Consider the following 15,919-nt stretch of genomic DNA (forward strand, 5'->3'; position numbering starts at 1 on the left):
GCCGTGCTCGCGGCCTGGGCCGCGGCCGGCGCCGGACTGGTCTTCGCCGTCGCGGTGGCCGGCACCAGCGTCACCCCGGCCTCCGGCGGCCTGCCGGTGGCCGCCTGGGCCGGCCCGGCCACCCTGCTGGCCGGCATCGCGCTGCTGGCCGCGGCCGCGATCGGCGCCGACGGCGCCAACGCGCGCGTCGCCGGGATCGCCTTCGGCTGGCGCCAACCGGTGGCCGCGCTGGTGGTGCTGGCGGCCGTGCTGGCCCCGCTCGGCACCGGCTTCTGGTGGGCGATCGCCGGCGCCGACGGCCCGCTGCACCGCACCGGCGCCGCCCAGGTGCCCGCCTTCATCGCCGAGGAGGCCACCACCACCGACCGGTCCAACACCCTGGTGCTCAGCGGCGACGCGCAGGCCACCGCGGTCAGCTACACCGTGGTCCGCGGCGCCGGCCTGACCCTGGGCCAGGCCGAGGGCACGGTGGACGCCGGCGGCACCACCAAGGACAAGCTGAACAAGCTGGTCGGCAGCCTGCTGGCCGGCTCCGGCGCCGACCAGGCGAGCGCGCTGGCGAACTTCGGCGTCGCCTTCGTGCTGGTCCAGGGCCCGATGATCGGCAAGGTCCAGAACGTGCTGGACACCACCCCCGGTCTGATCGCCCTGAGCCAGGACAACGGCGTGGCGCTCTGGCAGGTCAACGGCCTGCCGGCGACCCGGGTGGTGATCACCGCACCGAACACCACACCGGTCCCGGTGCCGGCCGACTCCGAGACGGTCAGCACCACCATCCCGGCCGGTCCGGCCGGCCGGGTGCTGCACCTGGCCGAGCAGGCCGACCCGGGCTGGCGGGCCACCCTGAACGGCACCGCGCTCACCCCGGTCACCATCGACGGCTGGGCGCAGGGCTTCCAGCTGCCGGCCGGCGGCGGCAAGCTCAGCGTCACCCGCAGCACCCCGCTGCTGCACACCGGTTGGGTCTGGCTGCAGCTGCTGCTCGGCCTCACCGTCCTGGTGCTCGCGCTGCCGGGCCGGCGCAGCACCAAGGACGACGACCTGCCCGAGGAGGTGGTGGCCGCCGCCGCGCTGGCCGCCGCCCAGGCGGCCCCGGTCCCCGGCAGCCGCCGGGCCCGCCGGATGGCCGAGCGCGGCGAGGGCGAGGGCGAGCCGCTCGAGACCGACCCCGGCGTCTACGGCACCCCGGGGCTGCCCGGGCAGGCCGGCGGCGAGCCGGGCGACCCGGGCGCGGGCGAGCCGGTCGCCGGCCCGGCCGACCCGTACGGCCGGCCGGACTACCCGCAGGAGGGCTACGGCGAGGAGGACTTCCGCCAGGCCGACCCGTACGGCTACGACCCGTACGCGGCGCAGCAGCCCTACCCGCCGAGCTACGCCGCCGCGCCCTACCCGGGCGAGGGATACCCGGCCGAGCAGTACGCCGAGCAGGGCTACCCCGCCGAGCAGGGCTACCCCGCCGAGCAGGGCTACCCCGCCGAGCAGCCGTACCCGGGGGACCAGTACGCCGAGCAGTACGGCGGCGGCGACCAGTACGCCGGCACGCCGTACCCGCCCTACCCCGACGCCGGCTACCAGGGCGAGTCCTACCCGCAGCAGCCGCCCTACCCGCCGGGCTACGGCTACGACCAGCAGGGCTACCCGACCGGCGCCGCCGACCAGCAGCCCTGGCTGCCCGGCCAGGGCGGCTACCACCCGGACGACCCCGCCGGCTACAGCGGCCACCCGCACCACGACGGAGCTGACCCGCGATGAAACTGCCTGTCCCCGCCCTCGGCCGCCCGCGCGAGACGGCGGCCGCCGGCCGCAGCCGCACCGGCCTGTCCCTGCTGGCCTGCGTCGCCGGGCTGGCCGTGGTGTTCGGCGTGGCCGAACTGCGCCCGCCGGCGCAGCCGGCCGCCGCGCCGTCCGGCAAGCCGGTGGCCGCGCAGGTCGAGCGGACCGCGCTGATCTGCCCGCAGCCGATGCAGGGCGTCATCGGCAGCACCACGCTGACCGCGCTCACCCCGGGCACCGGCGGCTCCGGGTCGGGCGGCAGCGCCACGGTCGGCGACGTGGTGCCGCCGCCGGGCGCCGCCGGCCCGTCGGGTGCGCCGTCGGGGTCGCCGTCGGGGTCGCCGGCGGGGTCGTCGTCGGGTGCGCCGGCGGGGTCGTCGTCGGGTGCGCCGGCCTCGCCCGCCCCCGCCGGGCCGGCGTCCGGCCAGCCGGGCAACGCCAGCGTGGTGCTGGCCAAGCCGGGCGTCCCGGTGGTCGGCCAGGCCGACCCCGGGGACCAGACGGTCGGCAGCACGGCCGTCGCCACCGGCGCCTTCGCCCCCGGCTTCACCGTCACCCAGACCACCACGGTGACCGACCCGCACGGCCAGGGCCTGTCCGGCGTGGACTGCGAGCCCGCCGGCACCCACTTCTGGTTCGCCGGCGCCAGCACCGCCGGCAACCGCAAGGACTACGTCAGCCTGACCAACGCCGAGCCCACCGCCGCCGTGGTCGACCTGCGGCTGTACGGCGACAAGGGTCCGATCGAGAGCGACGCGGGCACCGGTCTCACCGTGCCGCCCGGCGGCTCGCTCGCCGTGCTGCTCAGCTCGGTGATCACCGATCAGGTGACCGACCTGGCGGTCGAGGTGACGGTGCGCAGCGGCCGGGTGGGCGCCTTCCTGCACGCCGCCGACGGCTCGGCCGGTGCCGACTGGATCCCCGCCTCGGTCGACCCGGCGCCCGCCGTGGTGCTGCCCGGGATGCCCGCCGACCTCAGCGGCGCCCGGCTGATCGTGGCCGCGCCCGGCGGGGACGACGACGCCGACCTGAAGATCCAGCTCTCCGGCCCGAACGGCTGGTTCACCCCGGCCGGTTTCGAGTCCATCCACGTCAAGGCCGGCATGGTGAACGCCGTCGACCTGGGCGGCGGCATCAGCCGCCAGCAGGCCTCGGCGCTGCGGCTGACCCCGAGCGACCCGAGCCACCCCACCCCGGTGGTGGCCACGCTGCGGATCGACCGGTCGAGCAACGGCAAGAGCGACTCGGCCTGGCTGACCGGCAGCGCGCCGGTGGGCCGGCGGGCCACCGTCGCGGACAACCGGCCCGGCGGCGCGTCCACCCTGCTGATCACCTCGACGGGTGATGCCGCGACGGTCCGGGTGACGGCCTCGGCGAACACCGCCGGTGGCACGTCGACCAGCAAGGACGTCCAGGTCCCGGCCGGTGCCACGGTCTCCATGGGGGCGCCCGAGCCGTCCGGCGGCAACGGCCCGTTCGGGGTCACCATCGAGACCACCTCGGGCGGTCCGGTGGTGGCGGCCCGGGTGCTGGCGGTGCCGGCGAACAACGTGCCGATGTTCACCATCCAGGACTTCCAGGACGACCACAGCTACGTCCAGGTCCCGCAGGCGGCGCAGGATCCCGGAGTGCTGGTGCACTGATCCCCGGCGGCCCCGACGGTCCCGGGCCCCAGGGCTCGGGGACCGTCGAGGTGCCGGGGGCCCGTCAGAGGTCCACGGGCGCCCGGCGGTCCGTCAGTCCTCGTCGTACCGCGGGTCGATGGCGTCCGGGGAGAGCCCGAGCAGCTCGGCGACCTGCTCGATCAGGATCTCGTGCACCAGCGCCGCCCGGTCCTCCCGGGCCTTGGCGCGGATCTCCACCGGCCGGCGGTAGATCACGATCCGGCTCTTGTGCCCCTGCCGGGCCGGGACCACCAGGCCCAGCGGCACCCCGCCCTCGGGCGGCTCGACCGGCTCGCCCGCCGGCGTCTCGGGGACCTCGTCGACCTCGAACTCGACGTCGATCAGCTGCGGCCAGCGGCGCTCCAGCCGCTCCACGGACTCGCGCACGTAGTCCTCGAACAGCTCGGAACGGCTCAGCGAGATCGGGACCTGCGGCGGCGCCAGCGGTCCGCGCAGGCCGCGCCCGTGCCGGTCGCGGCGCCGAGGGCGCACGGGCTCGGCGGGCGGCGCCGCGGGCGATCGCGTGTCGGGAGGTGGCGGTGCGGAGCTGTCCATATCAATGACGAGCCTAGTCCTTGGAGGCCAGGAAATGGACCACGCGAACGGGGATCCGAGCGCGCTCGGACACGACACGAACCAGCCCGCGGTACCGGGTCTTAGCCAGTGCGGCGTCGGTGCGGTACCGTCCACCCTCGTGAGCTCTGTACGTCGTTGTTCGCGGACCGCGTGCGGCCGGCCGGCCGTGGCGACCCTGACGTACGTGTACGCCGACTCGACCGCCGTGCTCGGCCCGCTCGCCACCTACGCCGAGCCGCACTGCTACGACCTGTGCGCCGAGCACGCCGAGCGCCTCACCGCCCCGCGCGGCTGGGAGGTGGTCCGGCTCGCCACCGACAGCGGACCGCTGCGCCGTTCCAGTGACGACCTGGAGGCGCTGGCCAACGCCGTGCGCGAGGCCGCCCGCCCGCAGGAGCGCGGCCCGCGCCCGGTGCGCCCCGGCGAGGGCGAGTCCTCCGAGGTGGGCCGCCGCGGCCACCTGCGGGTGCTGCGCTCGCTCGACGACTGAGCGGCGCATCCGCCCGACGCGCTCCCGGCGCACTGGGGAGGCACTCGCCCGACGACTGAGCGTTGCTCCGGCGCCATCACCAGCCGGTACGCTGCTCCCCTGTCCGGGCGGGCCCCTGGGGTCACACCGTGCCCGTGGCGCGACGTATCGTGACCGAGGGCCGACCGAGCCCGTTCCGTACTCACACCAGGGTGGAGCCGCAGTGCGCGACCTCAAGCAGCTCGTCAAGGCATACGACGTGCGAGGCGTCGTCCCGGACCAGTGGGACAAGGACCTGTCCCGCGCCTTCGGTGCCGCGTTCGTGACGGTCACCGGCGCGACCGCGATCGTGGTCGGCCACGACATGCGCCCCTCCTCGCCCGAGCTGAGCCGCGCCTTCGCCGAGGGCGCCGCCGCCCACGGCGCGGACGTCACCGAGATCGGCCTCTGCTCCACCGACCAGCTGTACTACGCGAGCGGCAAGCTCGACCTGCCCGGTGCGATGTTCACCGCCAGTCACAACCCGGCCCAGTACAACGGCATCAAGATGTGCCGCAAGGGCGCCGCGCCGGTCGGCGAGGACACCGGCCTGGCGGAGATCCGCGAGCTGGTCCAGGGCTGGCTGAACGACGACGACACGGTGTCGGTTCCGGCCGCGCCCGCCGGCACCGTCGAGGGCAAGCTGACCCAGCAGGACACCCTGCGCGGCTACGCCGACCACCTGCTCGGCCTGGTCGACCTCAGCGCGATCCGCCCGCTCAAGGTCGTGGTGGACGCCGGCAACGGCATGGGCGGCCACACCGTCCCGGTGGTCTTCGACGGCCTGCCGCTCGACCTGGTCCCGATGTACTTCGAGCTCGACGGCACCTTCCCGAACCACGAGGCCAACCCGCTCGACCCGAAGAACCTGGTCGACCTGCAGGCCAAGGTCAAGGAGGTCGGCGCCGACCTCGGCCTGGCCTTCGACGGCGACGCCGACCGCTGCTTCGTGATCGACGAGCGCGGCGAGCCGGTCTCCCCGTCCGCGATCACCGCGCTGGTGGCCGTGCGCGAGCTGGCCCGGGCCAAGGCGGCCGGCGAGTCGAACGCGACCATCATCCACAACCTGATCACCTCGTGGACCGTGCCCGAGGTGGTCGCCGAGCACGGCGGCAAGGCCGTGCGCACCCGGGTCGGCCACTCCTTCATCAAGCAGCGGATGGCCGAGACCGACGCGGTCTTCGGTGGCGAGCACTCCGCGCACTACTACTTCCGCGACTTCTGGCGCGCCGACACCGGCATGCTGGCCGCGCTGCACGTGCTCGCCGCCCTCGGCGGCCAGCCGGGCGAGCTCTCCGAGCTGACCGCCGAGTACGACCGCTACGCCGCCTCCGGCGAGATCAACAGCGAGGTCGCCGACCAGGCCGGCCGGACCGCCGCGGTGAAGACCGCCTACGCCGACGTCGAGGGCACCACCGTCGACGAGCTGGACGGCCTGACCGTGGCCGGCGCCGACTGGTGGTTCAACCTGCGCGCCTCGAACACCGAGCCGCTGCTGCGCCTCAACGTCGAGGCCAAGGACCCGGCCAAGATGGCGGAACTGCGCGACGCGGTGCTGGCGATCGTCCGCGCCTGATCCACTTCACGCTGCGCCCCGGCCGGTAGGGTGGACCCACCGGTCGGGGCGCAGCGCGTCCCCGGCCGAGCACATCTGAAACGGAGCAGCGCCGACATGACGATCGAACCCTTCCTGCTGGAGATCCTGGTCTGCCCCAGCTGCCACGCCGCGCTCCGCGAGAGCGCGACCGGCGCGGACGCCGCCGAGCAGCAGGCCGAGCTGGTCTGCACCGGCACCGACTGCGGCCTGGCCTACCCGGTCCGCGACGGCATCCCGGTGCTGCTCGTGGACGAGGCCCGCCGCCCCGCCTGAGCCCCCGTCACCCGGAGCGGACCCGGAGGTCCAGCCGCATGCTCGACGACAGCCTGCTCGACGACCCGGCCGCCCTCCGGCGTGCCGACCGGGACCACGCCCTGCTCGCCCTGGCCGGAGCCGGGGCCCGGGTCCGCACCGCGCTGCGCCTGGCCGAGGGCGCGGGGCTGGCCGGGCTGCAGCCCGAGGGCCGGCCGCGCGCCGTCCTGGTGGCCGGCCACGGCAGCGCGCTGACGGCCGCCGAGGCGCTGGCCGCGCTGGCCGGCAACGGCACGCTGGTGCAGCCGCTGGCCCCGGCGGACGCCCGCCCCGCCGCGCTGTTCAGCGAGGGCCACAGCTGGCAGCTGCCGGGCTGGGCCGGCCCGCTCGACCTGGTGGTGGCGGCCTCCGCCGACGGCACCGAGGACGGTCTGGTGAAGCTCGCCGAGCAGGCCTACGCCCGCGGCTGCGCGATCGCGGTGATCGCCCCCGAGGGCCGGCCGCTGGCCGAGGCCGCGCTCCAGGTGCGCGGCCTGCCGCTGCCCTACCTGCCGGCCGCCGACCCGGAGGCCTTCGCCGGGAGCGCGGCCGCCGAGCCCGCCGAGCCGGACCTGCCCGCCGAGGAGGTCGGCGCGCTCTGGGCCTACCTGACCCCGCTGCTCGCGCTGGCCGACCGGATCGGCGTGCTCGACGCCCCCGCCGAGCAGCTGGCCCGGGCCGCCGACCTGCTGGACGAACTGGCGGTGCGCTACCGCCCGGACGCGGCCGCCTACCTCAACCCGGCCAAGGACCTGGCCGCCCAGCTCTCCGGCACCGTCCCGCTGCTGTGGTGCGAGGGCCCGCTGGCCGCGGTGGCCGCCGAGCGGTTCGCCGCGATGCTCGCCGAGCGGGCCGGCCGGCCCGCCGTCGCCGGCCTGCTGCCGCAGGTGCTCAGCACCCACCGCGGCATGATCACCGGGAGACTGGGCGCCGGCGCCGACCCCGGGGACTTCTTCCGGGACCGGGTCGAGGAGCCGGACCCGCTGACCGTGCAGGTGCTGGTGCTGCGGCACACCCCGCAGGAGGCACCGGCCGAGCCGGTGGAGCCGGAGGTGCTCCCCGAGCCCGGCCCCGCCACGCCGACCGTGCGCCGGGCCCGCCGGTTGGCCGCCGACCACGAGGTCCGGCTGACCGAGCTGGCCGGCACCCGCGCGGAGCCGCTGCACGCGCTGGCCGAGCTGGTCGCGCTCACCGACTTCGCCGCCGTCTACCTGGGGCTGGCCGAGCAGCACTGACGCACGGCTGGTCATCGGCGTTCAGTCGGGTCGGTTATGGTCTGGGGTCTCGAATACGTCACGAACGCCGCTCCGAGCACCGCGTCGATCCGAACCAAGGAGCTGGGCCGCCGCATGGACCGCCTCGCCAACACCGTCCGCCCCTACGCCTGGGGCTCGACCACCGCGATCCCGGCCCTGCTCGGCACCGAGCCCACCGGCGGGCCGCAGGCCGAGCTCTGGCTGGGCGCGCACCCCGGCGAGCCCTCCCGGGTGGACCGCGGTGCCGGCCCGCAGTCGCTCGATCGGGTGATCGCCGCCGACCCGGCCGCCGAGCTGGGCACCGCGACCGTGGCGAAGTTCGGCCCGACCCTGCCGTTCCTGCTCAAGGTGCTGGCCGCCGACCTCCCGCTCTCCCTCCAGGTGCACCCGGACCTCGAGCAGGCTCGGGCCGGCTTCGCCGCCGAGGAGGCCGCCGGGATCCCGATCGGGGCCGCGCACCGCAACTACAAGGACGCCAACCACAAGCCGGAGCTGATCTGCGCGCTGGAGCCGTTCGACGGGTTCTGCGGTTTCCGCGACCCGCTGGCCACCGCCGAGCTGATGGAGCGACTGGCCGTGCCGGCGCTGGCCCCGCTGGCCGACCTGCTGCGCACCAAGCCCGCCCCGCAGGCGCTGCGCGAGACCCTGGCGACCGTGCTCTCCACCGACCCGGTGGTGGTCGCCGCCACCGTCACCGAGCTGGCCGAGGCACTGGACCGCGAACTGGCCACCGACCCCGGCTCGCGCTGGGCCGGGGCCTTCGCCGGCTACCGGTACGCCGCCAAGCACTTCCCGGGCGACGTCGGCGTGCTGGCCGCGCTGCTGCTCAACCACTTCCGGCTGCAGCCCGGCGAGGCGGTCTACCTGGGCGCCGGCGTGCCGCACGCCTACCTCAAGGGCACCGGCGTGGAGATCCTCGCCAACTCGGACAACGTGCTGCGCTGCGGCCTGACGCCGAAGCACATCGACGTCCCCGAGCTGCTCAGGGTGGTCGTCTTCGAACCGGGCGAGGCGGGGGTGCGCCGGCCGGTGCCGGGCGCCGACGGCGAGGAGCTGTACCCGGTCCCGATCGACGAGTTCCGGCTCTCCCGCTACGCCCTGACCGCCGGCACCGAGCGCCGGCTGGCCGGCGAGGCCGTCCAGATCCTGCTCTGCACCGAGGGCGCGGTCAGCCTGACGGACCAGGCCGGCCAGCGGCTGGAACTGACCCGCGGCCAGTCCGCCTACCTGCCGGCCACCGGCGCGGACACCGTCCTCGCCGGCGCGGGCGTGCTGTTCCGCGCCACCGTCACGCTCTGAGCGCCCGCCCGCTGCCACCGGCGTCGGTCGGATCGGCCGAATCCGGGCGTTCCGACCCCGGCCGCGCGGACGTGCGGTGTAGATTCGTCACCAGTGCCAAACGTCGCTGCTGATGGCGGTCGATCCGGGCTCCGGCCCCGGTCGAGGGAGAGAGGTCCTCCGACGGATTGTGCCGCGCAGCGGAGTGGTGCCCCAGGTGCCGCCCCGCCGTCCAGCACACCCGTACGCAGTTGCCGCACGCAGCGAGGAGCACCCGCATGTCCGACACCACTGGTGACTTCAAGGTCGCCGACCTCTCCCTGGCCCCGTTCGGCCGCAAGGAGATCCAGCTCGCCGAGCACGAGATGCCCGGCCTGATGTCCATCCGCAAGGAGTACGCCGCCAGCCGGCCGCTGGCCGGCGCCCGGATCACCGGCTCGCTGCACATGACCGTGCAGACCGCCGTGCTGATCGAGACCCTGGTCGCGCTCGGCGCCGAGGTCCGCTGGTGCTCCTGCAACATCTTCTCCACCCAGGACCACGCCGCCGCCGCGATCGCGGTCGGCCCGGAGGGCACCGCGGAGAACCCCCAGGGCATCCCGGTCTTCGCCTGGAAGGGCGAGACCCTGGAGGAGTACTGGTGGTGCACCGAGCAGGCGCTGACCTGGCCGAACGGCCAGACCCCGAACATGATCCTGGACGACGGCGGTGACGCCACCCTGCTGATCCACAAGGGCGTCGAGTTCGAGAAGGCCGGCGAGGCGCCGGACCCGTCCACCGCGGACAACGACGAGTTCCGGATCATCCTGGAGCTGCTCAACCGCACCCTGGCCGAGTCGCCGCGCAAGTGGACCGAGGTCGCCGCCACCATCAAGGGCGTCACCGAGGAGACCACCACCGGCGTGCACCGCCTGTACGAGATGCACCGGGACGGCAAGCTGCTCTTCCCGGCGATCAACGTCAACGACTCGGTGACCAAGTCGAAGTTCGACAACAAGTACGGCTGCCGCCACTCGCTGATCGACGGCATCAACCGGGCCACCGACGTGCTGATCGGCGGCAAGGTCGCGGTCGTCTGCGGCTACGGCGACGTGGGCAAGGGCTGCGCCGAGTCGCTGCGCGGCCAGGGCGCCCGGGTCATCGTCACCGAGATCGACCCGATCTGCGCGCTGCAGGCCGCGATGGACGGCTACCAGGTGGCCACCCTGGACGACGTCGTCGAGATCGCCGACATCTTCATCACCACCACCGGCAACAAGGACATCATCCTCGCCGCGCACATGGAGCGGATGAAGCACCAGGCCATCGTCGGCAACATCGGCCACTTCGACAACGAGATCGACATGGCCGGCCTGGCGAAGCTCCCGGGCGTCGTCAAGACCGAGGTCAAGCCGCAGGTGCACGAGTGGCGCAAGGCCGACGGCCGCACCATCATCGTGCTCTCCGAGGGCCGCCTGCTGAACCTGGGCAACGCGACCGGGCACCCGTCCTTCGTGATGTCCAACTCGTTCGCGAACCAGACCATCGCGCAGATCGAGCTGTTCACCAAGACCGAGCAGTACCCGATCGGCGTCTACGTGCTCCCCAAGCACCTGGACGAGAAGGTCGCCCGCCTGCACCTGGACGCGCTGGGCGTCAAGCTCACCACGCTGACCCAGGTCCAGGCCGACTACATCGGCGTCCCGGTCGAGGGCCCGTACAAGCCGGAGCAGTACCGCTACTGAGCAACGGCCCGCCGAGCCGAGCTCGGCGGACGCGCAACGGCCGGGCGGCCAGTGCCCCACCCCCGTGGGAGCACTGGCCGCCCGGCCCGTTCCCGGCCCGTCCGGCGTCAGCCGGCCAGGACGTCGGCGGTCCATCCCTCGGGGTCGATGCCCAGCAACTGCACCTTCTGCAGGAAGGCCTGCACTCCGCCGACGGGAGCGAAGGCGGCCAGGCCCTGCTGCGAGTCGGCGCAGAGCCGCAGGCCGTTGCCGCGCAGGCAGCTCGACACCTCGGTGGGGGAGTTCGGAACCTGGCCCGGGTCCGACCCGGGGTAGTACGGTTCGGGGCCCACCGTCACGCCGATCACGTCCTGGGTCCCGGCCACCCGGAAGTCGAAGCTGCCGCGCCAGGCCTGCACGTCGGCCCAGTGCTCGTTCCAGGTCGTCTCCTGCTGCACCGGCCGGAGTCGCTGCGACAGCCCGGTGATCCGGAACGGCAGCGGCAGGGCCTGGTCCGCCACCCGCACCCCGGCGGCGATCCGCGGCAGCACCGCGACCACCTGGTCGTGCTGGCTCTGGGTGAACCACTCGGGCTTGTCGACGGTCAGCTCCACCCAGCGGCCGTCCGCCGCCTGCCAGCGGAAGGTGTCCGCCCCGGTGGGGGAGTCCGGGCTCGGCGCGAGCCAGTAGGCGGGCTCCCCGTTCACCGGGGCGGCCGGCACCTGGTACTGGAGTTGGCCCGCCGAGGTGGGCCCGACCACCGGGACCTGCCCCGGCTGGTAGACCTGCAGCCAGAGCCCGAGGCCTTCGCGGGTCATGTCGGGCCCGGGCACCGGCTTACCGCTGGCCCGGGCGAAGCCCAGCCCGTTCGGTCCGTTGCCGCTCTGGTAGCTGACGCCCTCCAGCACGTCCGGCAACCACCCGAAGGTCGCCGGGACCACCAGCGGGTCGGTGGCCGGCCCGGCTGCCGTGTCCGTGGCGGCCGGCGCCGGGTGCCGGGCCTCGGGCAGCGCCGCCACCACCCCGCCGGTCGCCACGGCCACCGCGGTGACCGCGCCGAGCACCGCCAGCCGGCGGCGCACCTGCCGGGTCCGGCCGGCCCGGATCGCGGCCTCGGCGCTCACCGTGCTCCGCGGCGCCGGTGCGGTGGCCAGCGCCACCAGGCGTTCGGTCAACTCCTGCGGCTCCGGCCGGGCTCGCTGCTCGGGCTGCGGGTTCATCCGGCGCTCCCCTCCGGTAGGACGGCCAGCGAGTCGTCCAGCTGTCGGCGCAGCGCCCCCAGGCCGCGCGAGGTCTGACTCTTGACGTTGCCGGCCGAGCAGTCGAGCGCCTCGGCGGTCTGCTCCACGGACAGGTCGCAGTAGTACCGCAGCACCACCGTGGCCCGCTGCCGTGGCGGTAACGCGGCCAGCGCCTGCCGCAGGTCCAGGGCCGCGTCCAGGTCCGTCGGCTCGACCGGGTGATCCAGCTCCGGCCCGGGCTCGCCGCGCAGTCGCGCGACCCACCGTCCCCACCCCGAGCGGCGCTCGGCCAGGAAGGTGTTCACCAGCACCCGCCGGGCGTACCCGTCCAGGTTCTCGGCCCGGGAGGCCCGGCCCCAGTGGGTGTAGAGCTTGGTGATGCACTCCTGCACCAGGTCGTCCGCCCAATGCCAGTCCCCGCAGAGCAGGTAGGCCACGCTGCGCAGCCACCCCGCACGGGAGGCGACGAACTCGGTGAACTCCGTGTCCCGGTCGGTCCGCGCCATGTCCGACGGTCGCCTCTCTCGTGGGCCGCTCCCCGGCGCCGTCGCGGCGCCGCCCGCCTCCCTGATGCAACCGGTGCACCGGAAGGTTGCACGTAGGCTTCGATCCATGCCCAACGGCCGCTACTCCCTGCACGACCCGCACGACGGGACCCCGCTCGGCAGCGAGCGCTTCAGCTGCGCACCCGGGCCCGCCGGCTGGCGCTACGTCTCCAAGAGCTTCACGCCGGACGGCGACCAACTCGGCACGGTCGACCTCACCCTCGACTCGCGGGCCCGACCGCTGCGGCTGGAACTGCGCTCCGGCGGCTGGCAGGTGCGCGGGGGAGCGGTGGACGGGGTGGCCTGGGTGCGCACCGATCCGGCCGACCCGACCGGGCCCGCCGCCAGCGAGGGCCACGACCACGCGCACGGCTTCGCCGGCGACTCGCCGGCCTTCCTGATCGCCACCGCCCGGCTGCTGCGGCTGGCCGAGGGCGGCAGCGCCCGGGTGCGGCTGGTCGGCTTCGGCGGTCAGGCGCTGGCGCCGCGCACCTTCGACCAGGGCTGGACCCTGCAGAGCGTCGAGCAGCACGCCACCGACGGCGGGCCGTTGCTGGTCGAGCGCTACCAGGTGGCCGACCTGGAGACCGGCGAACAGCGTGAGGTCCACCTGACCGGTGACGTGCTGCTCGCGGCGCCCGGGATCGAGCTGGAGGAGCTGGACAGCCCGCCCAACCCGTGGCCGAGCTGGGAGTGAGCGGGGTGCGGGCGGGGCTGGTGCCGGCTAGCCGGGCAGCGCGAAGCCGCCGGGGTTCTCGGCAGGCGGCGCGGGCGGGGCAGGTGCCGCGGGCGCGATCGGTGCCGGGGGCGGGATCGGTGCCGGAGGCGAGATAGGTGCCGCAGACGGGGTGACGGGGGGCTGCGCGGCCACCGGTGCGCTGGGCGCCGCCGGGGGCATGACGAGGCCGCCCGGAACGGCCGCGCGCTGCCACTCCCGGCGCTGCCGCTCGGTCAGCACCGCCCCCAGGTAGAGCGCCGGGTGCAGCCCGGCCGGCACCGGCCAGCCGGTCCGCCCGGCCACGTCGCCGGCCAGCCGCAGCGCCATGTCGAGCGCCACCTGATGGTCCAACTGCCCTGCCCGGGCCAGCAGTTGGCGGATCGCCAACCAGAGCCCGGGCGGCACCGTGGACAGGTCGAGGCGGACCAGGTCCGCGCCCAGCGCCTGCAGCACCTGTGGCGGCATCCCGATCGGCGCCCCCGGCGCGGCGGTCTGCGGCACCCGCTCCCGCACCACCAGCGTCCCCGCGAAGACGTCGCCCAGCCGCCGCCCGTCGTCCGAGACCAAGGAGCAGATCGCCGCGGGCACGCCGGTCAGCAGGATGATCTCGAACACCCCGACCAGGGCCCGCACCAGCGCGTGCCGGAAGCCCGCCGGGCCGCCGTCCGCCCGCACCACCCGCAGCCCGAGCGCCGCCTTCCCCAGCGACCGCCCGCGCGAGACCGTCTCCACCAGCACCGGGACCGCGACCAGGAAGAAGACCATCAGGCAGATCACCAGCGCGGCCGCCGCAGCGCCGTCGAGGTCGCTGAGGACGCTGACCAGCGCCAGCGTGACCAGGAAGAACGCCACGAACTCCACCAGCAGGTCCAGCAGCACGGCCAGGGCCCGGCTCGGCAGCTTCGCCGGCCGAAGTCCGAGGACGACGGCCTCACCCGTCACCAGGTCGCTCACCGCACCAGCCCGTTCCACTCGTCGTTCGTCCGTCGTTCGGCGAGGGACCGTGAGCCGCGGCGTCGTCCGCCGCGGAGCGGAGCTGTGCACCCGACCCCCGAGGCCCAAACCATACGGGGGAGCCGGAAAGCCGGGGAAGGGCCGTCCGGTCCGCGGCGGCCTCTGGCAAGCTGAGCACCGGTTCCGACCCCTCGACCAGCCGTCGACCGCAGCCGCAGCCGCGCAGCCCGGCCCCGACGCCCACCCACCCAGGAGTGATCCGCATGGACCCGGACGTCTTCGTCGCCGCCCACCAGGCCCAGTGGGCGCGGCTGGAGACGCTCAGCAAGCGGCGCCGGCTGACCGGCGAGGAGGCCGACGAACTCGTCGCCCTATACCAGCGGGTCACCGGCCACCTCGCCCGGGTCCAGGCCACCGCCCCCGACCCGGCCCTGGTCGGCCGGCTCACCACGCTGGTCGCCCGGGCCCGCACCGCGGTCACCGGCACCCGGAACACCGGCTGGCGCGAGGTCGGCCGCTACTTCAGCGTCAGCTTCCCGGCCGCGCTCTACCTCTCGCGCCGCTGGTGGATCCCGGTCGCGGTGGTCTCGCTGCTGGCCAGCGCGCTGCTCGCCTGGTGGATAGCGACCCACCCCGAGGTGCGGGACAGCCTGGCCACCCCCGAGCAGCTGCGCGAGCTGACCCGTCCCGGCGGTGCGTACCAGGCCTACTACTCGGACCGCCCGGCCAGCTCCTTCGCCGCCCAGGTCTGGACGAACAACGCCTGGGTCGCCGCCCAGAGCCTGGTCTTCGGCGTCTTCCTGGGCCTGCCGGTCCTCTACGTGCTGGCGCAGAACGTGGTGAACCTCGCGCTCGGCATCGGCCTGATGGCCTCGGCCGGCCGGCTCGACCTCTTCCTCGGCCTGCTGCTGCCGCACGGCCTGCTGGAGCTGACCGCCGTCTTCGTCGCAGCGGGCCTGGGGCTGCGCCTCGGCTGGACCGTGATCGACCCCGGCCCGCGCACCCGCGCCGTCGCCCTCGCCGAGCGCGGCCGCGCCACCATCGGGATGGCGATGGGACTGACCGCGGTGCTCTTCGTCAGCGGTCTGCTGGAAGCCTTCGTCACCCCCTCGGGCCTGCCCACCTGGGCCCGGATCGGCATCGGGGTGACGGCCGAGGTCCTCTTCCTGCTCTACGCCCTGGTGCTGGGCCGCCGCGCCGCGGCCGCCGGCGAGACCGGCGACATCGCCGCCGCCGACCGCGCCGACCTTCAGCCGGTGGCGGCCTGACCCCCGCTGACCTGGTAGTCTTCTCTGCACGTCGCCGGAACCATTGACACGGATCCGGCCGACTAGTAGATTCAAACGGTTGGCTCGGACTGGACAACAGGACCGGCCGAGCGTAGTGTCTACGACACGGCAAGTCGAGGCAGGCCATCCACGGATGTGCGGCCCGGCCAGTCAAAATCCCGAGGCAGGACCACGGCAAAGCTTTTGATAAGCTCTGCTGGTCAGTCGAAGGAAATCCCCTCAGCGGGAATTCGGAGAATGAAACGCCCGGTAAACGGAGCGGATCGGATCTGATAAGCTGAGAACACGAAAGAACGAAGCCCGGAGGGGCCACGGAAGTGGCTGCGAAGGAAGCGTCCGTTCCTTGAGAACTCAACAGCGTGCCAAAAGTCAACGCCAGATATGTTGACATCCCCGGCCTTGATCATCTGATCGGGGTTGGAGATTCCTTTTGAAATAACACTAGCGAGGACGCAGTGCGCGGGGCCGCCCTATTCCGGTGGTTGCCGTGCCGCTCTGCGCGAGTGTGTTGCTCGATTACGAGCGG

At 74.4% G+C, this 15,919-nt stretch carries 13 protein-coding genes and 1 pseudogene; 10 read left to right on the forward strand and 4 right to left on the reverse strand.

Translation table 11 applies throughout. The annotated features are described in order from the left end of the window. Together ACQRUO_RS33475 and ACQRUO_RS33480 are read left to right on the forward strand one after the other, a co-directional pair. Positions 1-1,752: pseudogene (locus tag ACQRUO_RS33475) on the forward strand (family 2 glycosyl transferase); the annotation flags it as partial. Continuing rightward, the gene (locus tag ACQRUO_RS33480; RefSeq protein WP_428319905.1) at positions 1,749-3,416 is read left to right on the forward strand and encodes a DUF5719 family protein; all 1,668 of its coding nucleotides are present in this window, start codon (positions 1,749-1,751) and stop codon (positions 3,414-3,416) included. The pseudogene ACQRUO_RS33475 and the gene ACQRUO_RS33480, both read left to right, overlap by 4 nt. Positions 3,417-3,509: 93 nt before the next feature. On the opposite strand, the gene ACQRUO_RS33485 is transcribed toward ACQRUO_RS33480, so the two are convergent. Beyond that, positions 3,510-3,992, reverse strand: a complete 483-nt coding sequence (locus ACQRUO_RS33485; protein ID WP_428319906.1) for a metallopeptidase family protein — start codon at positions 3,990-3,992, stop codon at positions 3,510-3,512. 139 nt (positions 3,993-4,131) lie between these two features. On the opposite strand from ACQRUO_RS33485, the gene ACQRUO_RS33490 reads away from it, so the two are divergent. From ACQRUO_RS33490 to ahcY, 6 genes are all read left to right on the forward strand, one after another. Continuing rightward, positions 4,132-4,503 (forward strand): DUF3499 domain-containing protein, encoded by a 372-nt coding sequence (locus tag ACQRUO_RS33490; RefSeq protein ID WP_428319907.1) that lies wholly within the window; start codon positions 4,132-4,134, stop codon positions 4,501-4,503. A 202-nt stretch (positions 4,504-4,705) separates the two neighbouring features. Continuing rightward, positions 4,706-6,097, forward strand: a complete 1,392-nt coding sequence (locus ACQRUO_RS33495; RefSeq protein WP_428319908.1) for a phosphomannomutase/phosphoglucomutase — start codon at positions 4,706-4,708, stop codon at positions 6,095-6,097. A gap of 96 nt (positions 6,098-6,193) precedes the next feature. Continuing rightward, entirely contained in the window at positions 6,194-6,391 is a 198-nt protein-coding gene (locus tag ACQRUO_RS33500) for a Trm112 family protein (RefSeq protein WP_428319909.1), read from the forward strand. A 38-nt stretch (positions 6,392-6,429) separates the two neighbouring features. Further along, positions 6,430-7,644, forward strand: coding sequence for an SIS domain-containing protein (locus ACQRUO_RS33505; RefSeq protein WP_428319910.1), 1,215 nt, complete (start codon positions 6,430-6,432; stop codon positions 7,642-7,644). Between the two features lie 114 nt (positions 7,645-7,758). Next, the gene (gene manA / locus ACQRUO_RS33510; RefSeq protein ID WP_428319911.1) at positions 7,759-8,964 is read left to right on the forward strand and encodes a mannose-6-phosphate isomerase, class I; all 1,206 of its coding nucleotides are present in this window, start codon (positions 7,759-7,761) and stop codon (positions 8,962-8,964) included. 257 nt (positions 8,965-9,221) lie between these two features. Further along, positions 9,222-10,667 (forward strand): adenosylhomocysteinase, encoded by a 1,446-nt coding sequence (ahcY, locus tag ACQRUO_RS33515; RefSeq protein WP_428319912.1) that lies wholly within the window; start codon positions 9,222-9,224, stop codon positions 10,665-10,667. A 107-nt stretch (positions 10,668-10,774) separates the two neighbouring features. Here the strand turns inward: ahcY and ACQRUO_RS33520 are convergent, their stop codons facing one another. Then, positions 10,775-11,866: a hypothetical protein gene (locus tag ACQRUO_RS33520; protein ID WP_428319913.1), complete on the reverse strand. Its 1,092-nt coding sequence runs from the start codon at positions 11,864-11,866 to the stop codon at positions 10,775-10,777. Continuing rightward, positions 11,863-12,393: a SigE family RNA polymerase sigma factor gene (locus tag ACQRUO_RS33525; protein ID WP_428319914.1), complete on the reverse strand. Its 531-nt coding sequence runs from the start codon at positions 12,391-12,393 to the stop codon at positions 11,863-11,865. The genes ACQRUO_RS33520 and ACQRUO_RS33525 overlap by 4 nt, the downstream gene beginning before the upstream one ends. Before the next feature lie 106 nt (positions 12,394-12,499). On the opposite strand from ACQRUO_RS33525, the gene ACQRUO_RS33530 reads away from it, so the two are divergent. Then, positions 12,500-13,129, forward strand: coding sequence for a hypothetical protein (locus ACQRUO_RS33530; RefSeq protein ID WP_428319915.1), 630 nt, complete (start codon positions 12,500-12,502; stop codon positions 13,127-13,129). A 27-nt stretch (positions 13,130-13,156) separates the two neighbouring features. Here the strand turns inward: ACQRUO_RS33530 and ACQRUO_RS33535 are convergent, their stop codons facing one another. Then, entirely contained in the window at positions 13,157-14,104 is a 948-nt protein-coding gene (locus ACQRUO_RS33535) for an RDD family protein (protein WP_428319916.1), read from the reverse strand. 263 nt (positions 14,105-14,367) lie between these two features. Between ACQRUO_RS33535 and ACQRUO_RS33540 the strand changes: the two genes are divergently transcribed. Continuing rightward, positions 14,368-15,372, forward strand: coding sequence for a stage II sporulation protein M (locus ACQRUO_RS33540; protein ID WP_428319917.1), 1,005 nt, complete (start codon positions 14,368-14,370; stop codon positions 15,370-15,372). Positions 15,373-15,919 lie beyond the last annotated feature (547 nt).

This window comes from Kitasatospora sp. LaBMicrA B282, assembly GCF_050325825.1.
In the GTDB taxonomy this organism is placed as follows: Bacteria; Actinomycetota; Actinomycetes; order Streptomycetales; family Streptomycetaceae; genus Kitasatospora.

Coding starts and splice junctions, on each gene's coding strand:
- ACQRUO_RS33480 (WP_428319905.1), top strand. CDS start 1,749: ATGAAACTGCCTGTCCCCGCCCTCGGCCGCCCGCGCGAGACGGCGGCC.
- ACQRUO_RS33485 (WP_428319906.1), bottom strand. CDS start 3,992: ATGGACAGCTCCGCACCGCCACCTCCCGACACGCGATCGCCCGCGGCG.
- ACQRUO_RS33500 (WP_428319909.1), top strand. CDS start 6,194: ATGACGATCGAACCCTTCCTGCTGGAGATCCTGGTCTGCCCCAGCTGC.
- ACQRUO_RS33505 (WP_428319910.1), top strand. CDS start 6,430: ATGCTCGACGACAGCCTGCTCGACGACCCGGCCGCCCTCCGGCGTGCC.
- manA (WP_428319911.1), top strand. CDS start 7,759: ATGGACCGCCTCGCCAACACCGTCCGCCCCTACGCCTGGGGCTCGACC.
- ahcY (WP_428319912.1), top strand. CDS start 9,222: ATGTCCGACACCACTGGTGACTTCAAGGTCGCCGACCTCTCCCTGGCC.
- ACQRUO_RS33520 (WP_428319913.1), bottom strand. CDS start 11,866: ATGAACCCGCAGCCCGAGCAGCGAGCCCGGCCGGAGCCGCAGGAGTTG.
- ACQRUO_RS33525 (WP_428319914.1), bottom strand. CDS start 12,393: ATGGCGCGGACCGACCGGGACACGGAGTTCACCGAGTTCGTCGCCTCC.
- ACQRUO_RS33530 (WP_428319915.1), top strand. CDS start 12,500: ATGCCCAACGGCCGCTACTCCCTGCACGACCCGCACGACGGGACCCCG.
- ACQRUO_RS33540 (WP_428319917.1), top strand. CDS start 14,368: ATGGACCCGGACGTCTTCGTCGCCGCCCACCAGGCCCAGTGGGCGCGG.